The sequence below is a fragment of the Daeguia caeni genome (assembly GCF_042653845.1).
GTDB lineage: Bacteria > Pseudomonadota > Alphaproteobacteria > Rhizobiales > Rhizobiaceae > Brucella > Brucella caeni.
Map to the genome: position 1 here is coordinate 1 of NZ_JBHSEL010000013.1, position 6,377 is coordinate 6,377.

Sequence of the window (6,377 nt, forward strand, 5' to 3'; positions counted from 1 at the left end):
CCGCTTAAATCAAACCCCAAACCGAGCCGGAAACTCCAATCTTCAAAAACACAAATAGTCTCAAATCATTCGACGACGGACAGGTCGCGGACCCGGCATCAGGCACTCGATCGGCGGCGATCTCATCAAAACGGCGGCCGTCGCCATCGAGCGTGGCCGCCTTGCCGGTGAATGCCTGCCAGCGCTTGACGACCACATCGCAGAAGGCCTCCGACAGTTCGAGGCCATACACGCGGCGGCCGGTCTTCTCGCCGGCGATCAGCTGTGAGCCCGAACCNGTCGAAGCCCTCGCGGTTGATCCTCGGCTTCTTGCCGCGAACCCAGCCGAACAGGCAGGGCTCGTGCGCCCACAGCATCACCGAGCGGGTCAGCACCGGGCGGGATTTGGCCCAGATGATCTGCTGGTGATGCAGCACATCGAACTGATCCCAGACCGTTTCCAGCATGCGCTGGCGGCGCGAGGCGTGCCAGCAGTACCATGCCACATCCTCGGCAATGGCATGCTCGATCGCCACCTTGCAGAAGGCCTCGTAGAATTGTGGGCCCTGGCTGGAATCATCCCAGTGCGGCTGCTCGATGTAATCCTCGCCCCAATCCTTGTTAGCTATTCTTTTCGCCCGCGCCGAGGCATTCTTCTTCGTCGGATGGTTGGTTCCGTCATAGTCGACCAGGTAGGGCGGATCGGTGGCAAACAGCGCCGCCCGTTCGCCGTTCATCAGGCGACCAACATCTTCCGGCGAGGTGCTATCACCGCACAGCAGCCGGTGATCACCCAGCAGCCACAGATCGCCGCGCCGTGTGACAGGCGTTGCCGGAACTTCCGGAATGGCGTCGTCCTCGGTCAGCCCATCCTGTTCGTCATGGCTGCCGTAAAGCAGGTTCTGCAACTCGTCGTCGCCGAAGCCGGTGAGGCCAACGTCAAAGCCGGCCTCCTGCAGGTCGGAGAGCTCGAGCGCCAGCAGCTCCTCGTCCCAGCCGGCATTCATGGCAATGCGGTTGTCGGCCAGCACCAGCGCCCGGCGCTGCGTCTCCGACAGTCCCGCCAGCACGATCGTCGGCACCGTCTCCATACCGAGCTTGCGCGCCGCCAGCACGCGGCCATGACCGGCAATCAGCGTGCCATCCTCGGCAATCAGCACCGGGTTCGTGAAGCCGAAGGCGCGGATCGACCCGGCGATCTCGGCCACCTGCGCATCCGAATGCGTGCGGGCATTGCGCGCATAGGGCACCAGGCTGTCGAGCGGCCGGTATTCGACCGAAAGTTGGCGTGCGTGGTCGTCGGCGCCGATGTGCGCGGTTTCAGCGATTGCCATTTTCCGTATCCAATAAAATCAATAGCTTGGTCATGCGCCCCCCCCATGCTCCATTTTGGCCACGGATGCGTGTTTGGTGGCGCGCGGTCCTGGGGTCGAACTCTCCAGAGATTTGACCTCCCCGGGGGGCCTATCAGCAGCGCCGGGCATTGCCGAAGCCGCCATCCTTCGCAGCCGTCTTCCTGCCGTGGCACGATGCGCACAGCGCCTGCCAGCGGCTGCGATCCCAGAACACCGTTTCGTCACCGCCATGCGGATCGACGTGGTCGACGACGCTGGCCGGTCGGATCAGATCATGGCGCTCGCATTCCACGCACAGCGGATGATCGTGCAGGAAGGCCGCGCGTTCCGTTCGCCATCGCTTCGAGCGATAGAGCACACGGGCCACCGGATCGCGATGGCGCGCATAGTCCTGGTCACGCTCACGCTTTTCGCGCCGGCCAACGGGACGGTGGATCGGTGGACGAACGGCCATGGTGCTGATCTCAATGATTAGAAACGATGGTGCCGGAAACGAAAACGCCTGCGATGGATCATCTCCATCGCAGGCGCTACTCTCCCGAGCATAGTCGAAACTATAGCTGATTTGCCCTCGTTTGTTGCATAGAAAAGTGTTGCAACACATTGGAGTCACCGCGCATTGAGCCGCGCTGCAATTTTGGTGAGAGCGAGCTGCCAGCGCCGCCACGCTGTGGTTCGATCGCAGCCATGCTCATGGCTGATTAGTTTCCAGGGCACACGGGCAGCGCGTCTCCAGACCAGCTTGCGCTCGCCCTCGTCGATCCACGGCATCCAATCAAAAGTCTGCTCGAGCCGGGTGATCGCCGCGGACGAGGGCCACACCCGCATCGGCTCGGGTTCCATGAACGCGATCTCGCGGTTGGTCCGTACGATGTCGGGCCAGATGTTGAAGTAGCCCTGTGCCTTCACCGGTGGCAGCTTACGCAAGGTGCGGAACGCCTCCTCGAAATGATCGGCAACGTCGTCGGCGGTCCAGATGCGGTCAGCCATGGCGTGCCTCCCGGCCCAAAGGGCGCGGACCATAGAGCTTCTCGCCCAGCTGACGCACCAGTTCGCGCTCGGGCCAAGTGAGACGGTCGTCATCGGCGGAGACCGCGAGGATGCCTTGTTCCTGCCAGCCTTCACGCTTGACCTGCTCGGGATCTCGGCGCTGACCGCCGTAGCCCTTCGGGGTGAACCGCATGCCTATCATGCCAGCCCCCCGCTCGTCTCGATCGCCCACAGCAGGATGGCAATGGCATCGGCCTCATTGTCATCGGCTGGGCTGAAACCGCGCCCACGGACGGCGGCAAGCACCGCCTCCTTGCCGGCATTGCCCTTGGCCGTCACGTGACGTTTGATGGTGCCGACCGGAACGCCCTGATAGGGCACGCCATGCTGCTCGGCCCATGCGGTGAGCATCGCCATAAGCCCGCCATAGACATGGGCGGCGTCAGTACCCAGATGACGACGGACCTCTTCGAACCAGATGGTGGCCATCGGCCCGGACAGCCGGTCGATCTCGGCCAGCCAGTTGGCAAAGCGCAGGTAGCGCATGCCGCCGCCATCGAAGCGGCCCGGGCGCAGCGAGACGGTGCCGCTGGTGATCAGGCCATCGCCATCGCGCAATGCCCAGCCGGTGGTGGTGCCGAGGTCGAGGGCGAGGATCGGGCGATGGTGGGCCATCGCGACGGGGAGTGCGGGGATTGCGCTGCTGTTCTCAATGCGCTGAGTTGGATCAGCCATTTGCGGTCTCCTTGTGGTTAGCTGTCTTGATCAAAGACGACGGGGGTCATGTGCTTGGCGGTACGGGCCACCGTCGTCTGGTCGGGATCTTTGCGCTCACGGCTTGCGAGATGCCTTGCGGCGTAGAAAGCGATTGCGGCGTGCAACACCGGCGGCCGAGACGGCTCGCCCTGGACTATGATGGATTGAACAACGACGGTTGAGGTTGCCGACGGAGGTCTTGATGCCGGTGATGACCTCGAACGCGCGATCGCAATCTGCACAGTGGGACTGCCAGACGAGCAGCCAGGTCTGTTTTCCATCGCGTCGGACGTAGGGTCGGATTTCGAGCAGTTCGTATCGCTGTCCTTCGCGCAGCAGCACCGTGCCTACTTGTGGAGGATTGGAAAAGTTGAGCGCATGCACGACATGTCGCTGATTCATGGTTCACCTCTTACTGCTAACGGACGGAAGACACGCCGGACCTTCCCGAACCGGGCAGAGGGAGGAGGAGACGCCAGCGGCTACGCTGGGCGTCCTCCTCCCCACCCTGTAAGGGTGGGTTTCACCCCCACAACTTGAAAAGGCAGGCAAGTCTTTGTGATTGCTTGATAAAATCAAGTTGTGGAGGCCAGAAACGTTCAAGCCGTTCCCAACTTGAAGCTGCGTGTCACAGCGTGATGGTGCGCGGAAGATCAAAGGTAGTTGGGAAAGGCCTTCCCAACTTGCTGGCGCGCGAGCCTGCGAAATCGGCAGTAATGCAGCGCAGGTAGTTGGGAGAAAACTTCCCAACTTCCCCAACTTGAAGCTGCGCAATGCTGCGCAATACGGGACGCGGTGCCAGATGATCATTCGACACCCTCCGGATAGACCCATACGGTCGGGTTCTCGACCGGGAGCGCCGCGCCGCTTTGCGGACATTTGTAGATGGTCGGCAGCACAGGATTCAGAACGGGCACGATCTCACCCGTCTCGGCATCGGCGTCGACTTCGCCGGTCGGAAACCTCATGCCCTCGACGCAGAGATAGCCAAATTTCGACCTTGAGGTGGGCAACCCGAACGGCGTGCCATCACGGACGAATTTGATGAATCCCTTGGTCGCAAGCACGCTGATCCGCTCCCGGATCGTGTCCTTGCCGCCAAGCCCGGCCTTGTTCTCGAAGGCTTCAGCGAATTGCAAAGCGGTATAAAGATGTCCGGAACGGGCCTCATCGAAGAGGAGTTGCAGGATCACATCGCCTTTGCGCACACGTTCAGCATCGTGCTTGGCGCCTACTTCTGCACGTACCAGCCGCTCGTTCATCGGGTTGAGTTCGACCCATTGGCCGTTGACCTTGTCGACCACCTTGGCGGGCAGCGCGGGGCCATTGCGCAGTTCGATCTCCAACCGGCGCTGGGACGAGTCCTCGTCCGGCCGATGCAGGATGAGACCGGTGGTGTAAAAGCCGCGCAGGGCGCTGGCGCCGGAGAGCGCGAGGAACGGATCGTCCTTCACCTGTTGCTTGGTGAGCTTCCTGGTGTGGTGGACAAGAACTACGCCGCAATCGGGATCGATATGATCGCGCAGGGCATCGACCCGATCCTTGAGGAAGAACATCATGGCGTCGTTGTCGTTCTCGCCGCCACCATCCGGCCCGCCGTCGAAGAGATTGCGGATCGGATCGATGCAGATGATGTCGACCGGATCGACTGGAAACGCGCGCCCGATTGCCGCGGCGACGCGCACGCTGCCCTCGTCATCGAGCAGCATCTGCAGCTTGGGCGTAGCGGCCAGATTGTCGCGGGCGGCGGCGAGAATTTCCGGCGGCAGGCTTATGTGCTGCATGCGCTCGCGCAGATAGTGATACTGGATCTCGGCCTGCAAATAGAAGATGCGCAGCGGCCTTGGCGGGGTGAACCCAAGGAAGGGCACGCCGGCCGCCATATGGGCGATAAGACTGATCAACAGGTCGCTCTTGCCGACCTTCGGTGCGCCGCCCAATACCATGAGCCCACCCGGCGTCAGCACGCGCGGCGCGATGATGTCGTCCGGCATGGGGCTGGTATCATCAAGCAGCGCGCCCAGAGTGAAGGTGGGAAGCTCACTTGGAACAGGGGCCGCGCTGTCGAGGCGCATGAACGGGGGCCCGTGCTTTTCGACATGGATGGCCCAGAGCCGCTCGGACTCGCGCTTCAGTCGTTCCACCGGCCAGGCGGGACGCAGCATGGCGGCGTTGTATTCGCAGATTGCCTGCCAGCCCTCGTCTTTTGACAAGCGGCCATCATGTACCATGCGGATGAAATGGCCGATGGCCGCGGAGGCGCCCTCGAAGCGCGACCAGTCATCCTGGGCGCCTTCGCGCACCGGTGTCACCAGCACATCGGCAACTGCGGGTTTGCCTGGCGCCGAAAAGTCAGGCTGCAGCGAGATGCCCGGTGCCGGCGGCATGTCGGTGACGGCCTCGATGAATTCTTCAAGATCGCGCTCGAGGTCGGTGTTCAGCTCGACAATGCGCACCTGCGTTTTGAGGCTGTTCTTGTAATAGACCGAGCCGGCCACCCGGATCGGCTGATGCGCCGAGCGGAAATGCGTATCGCCACCGATCTTGGCGGCGATGTCGCCGCGCAGACGGCAGACGCGGGCGATGTCATCGCCCTCGGCGGGCTCGCTCAGCTTCCACCAGACATGGGCCTTGCGCTGGCCCTCAGGCGTTACGCCGCCGCTTTCCACTACCATGGTCGGGGATCCGAGATGACGTTCGAGATGGGCGCGCTTGGCGGCAATGTCACCGGTGTCGATGTCGACGACCACCGTCTGCATCTGCAAGATGTCGACGGCCTTGGCCTGACCCTTGGCGGCGACCGTGCCGGGGATGACATAGACGGCAGCTCCTTCGCGGCCGGCCCAGCTGGCGAAGGTCGCCATCTTCTCGGCCACGGTGTTGTCGGCGTCGATCCAGATGTTGTGCGGGCGGCCATCGAATCCCTGACCCTTGTCGATGAAGCTGCGGACCGGGATCAGGCCTTCGCAGTAGCCGAACACCACATCCATGAACTGGATGATCTGCTCGGGGTCCGGCTCGTCGCCGAACACGTCGATCTGGCCCGGCGCATCGTTGAAGTCGCGCCAGGGATTGAAGTGAACAATCTCGCCGCTGACGGGCGGCTTCGGGGAGCCGGTCATGTCGTCGTCATGCTCGTCGCTCATACGGGTTGCTCCCAGCAGCGCTTGGCCCATGGGCAGAAGCGGCATTCGAAGAAGTCAGAACTGGTGGCGATGCGCGGCAGCAGCTCGCCGGCGTCCGTCGCCTGCAGGATGCGCACGCCGCGATCGGACATGCGCTGCGCGAGATCGGCAT

General features: G+C 62.8%; 7 protein-coding genes. All 7 read right to left on the reverse strand.

Annotation, left to right across the window (positions count from 1 at the left end):
* Nucleotides 1–125: 125 nt before the first annotated feature.
* The 7 genes from ACFO1V_RS01150 to ACFO1V_RS01180 all read right to left on the reverse strand — a co-directional run bounded on the left by ACFO1V_RS01150 (nucleotide 126) and on the right by ACFO1V_RS01180 (nucleotide 6,226).
* Nucleotides 126–1,313: a ParB N-terminal domain-containing protein gene (locus tag ACFO1V_RS01150; RefSeq protein ID WP_380075028.1), complete on the reverse strand. Its 1,188-nt coding sequence runs from the start codon at nucleotides 1,311–1,313 to the stop codon at nucleotides 126–128.
* Between the two features lie 133 nt (nucleotides 1,314–1,446).
* Nucleotides 1,447–1,788 (reverse strand): HNH endonuclease, encoded by a 342-nt coding sequence (locus ACFO1V_RS01155; RefSeq protein WP_374834602.1) that lies wholly within the window; start codon nucleotides 1,786–1,788, stop codon nucleotides 1,447–1,449.
* A gap of 155 nt (nucleotides 1,789–1,943) precedes the next feature.
* Nucleotides 1,944–2,324: a DUF6362 family protein gene (locus ACFO1V_RS01160; RefSeq protein WP_374834604.1), complete on the reverse strand. Its 381-nt coding sequence runs from the start codon at nucleotides 2,322–2,324 to the stop codon at nucleotides 1,944–1,946.
* Entirely contained in the window at nucleotides 2,317–2,526 is a 210-nt protein-coding gene (locus ACFO1V_RS01165) for a hypothetical protein (protein ID WP_374834606.1), read from the reverse strand. The genes ACFO1V_RS01160 and ACFO1V_RS01165 overlap by 8 nt, the downstream gene beginning before the upstream one ends.
* Entirely contained in the window at nucleotides 2,523–2,999 is a 477-nt protein-coding gene (locus ACFO1V_RS01170; protein ID WP_374834610.1) for a crossover junction endodeoxyribonuclease RuvC, read from the reverse strand. The genes ACFO1V_RS01165 and ACFO1V_RS01170 overlap by 4 nt, the downstream gene beginning before the upstream one ends.
* A gap of 156 nt (nucleotides 3,000–3,155) precedes the next feature.
* On the reverse strand, nucleotides 3,156–3,482 hold the full coding sequence (locus tag ACFO1V_RS01175) for a hypothetical protein (protein WP_109988921.1): 327 nt from the start codon (nucleotides 3,480–3,482) through the stop codon (nucleotides 3,156–3,158).
* 404 nt (nucleotides 3,483–3,886) lie between these two features.
* On the reverse strand, nucleotides 3,887–6,226 hold the full coding sequence (locus tag ACFO1V_RS01180; protein WP_374834608.1) for an AAA family ATPase: 2,340 nt from the start codon (nucleotides 6,224–6,226) through the stop codon (nucleotides 3,887–3,889).
* Between the last annotated feature and the right edge of the window lie 151 nt (nucleotides 6,227–6,377).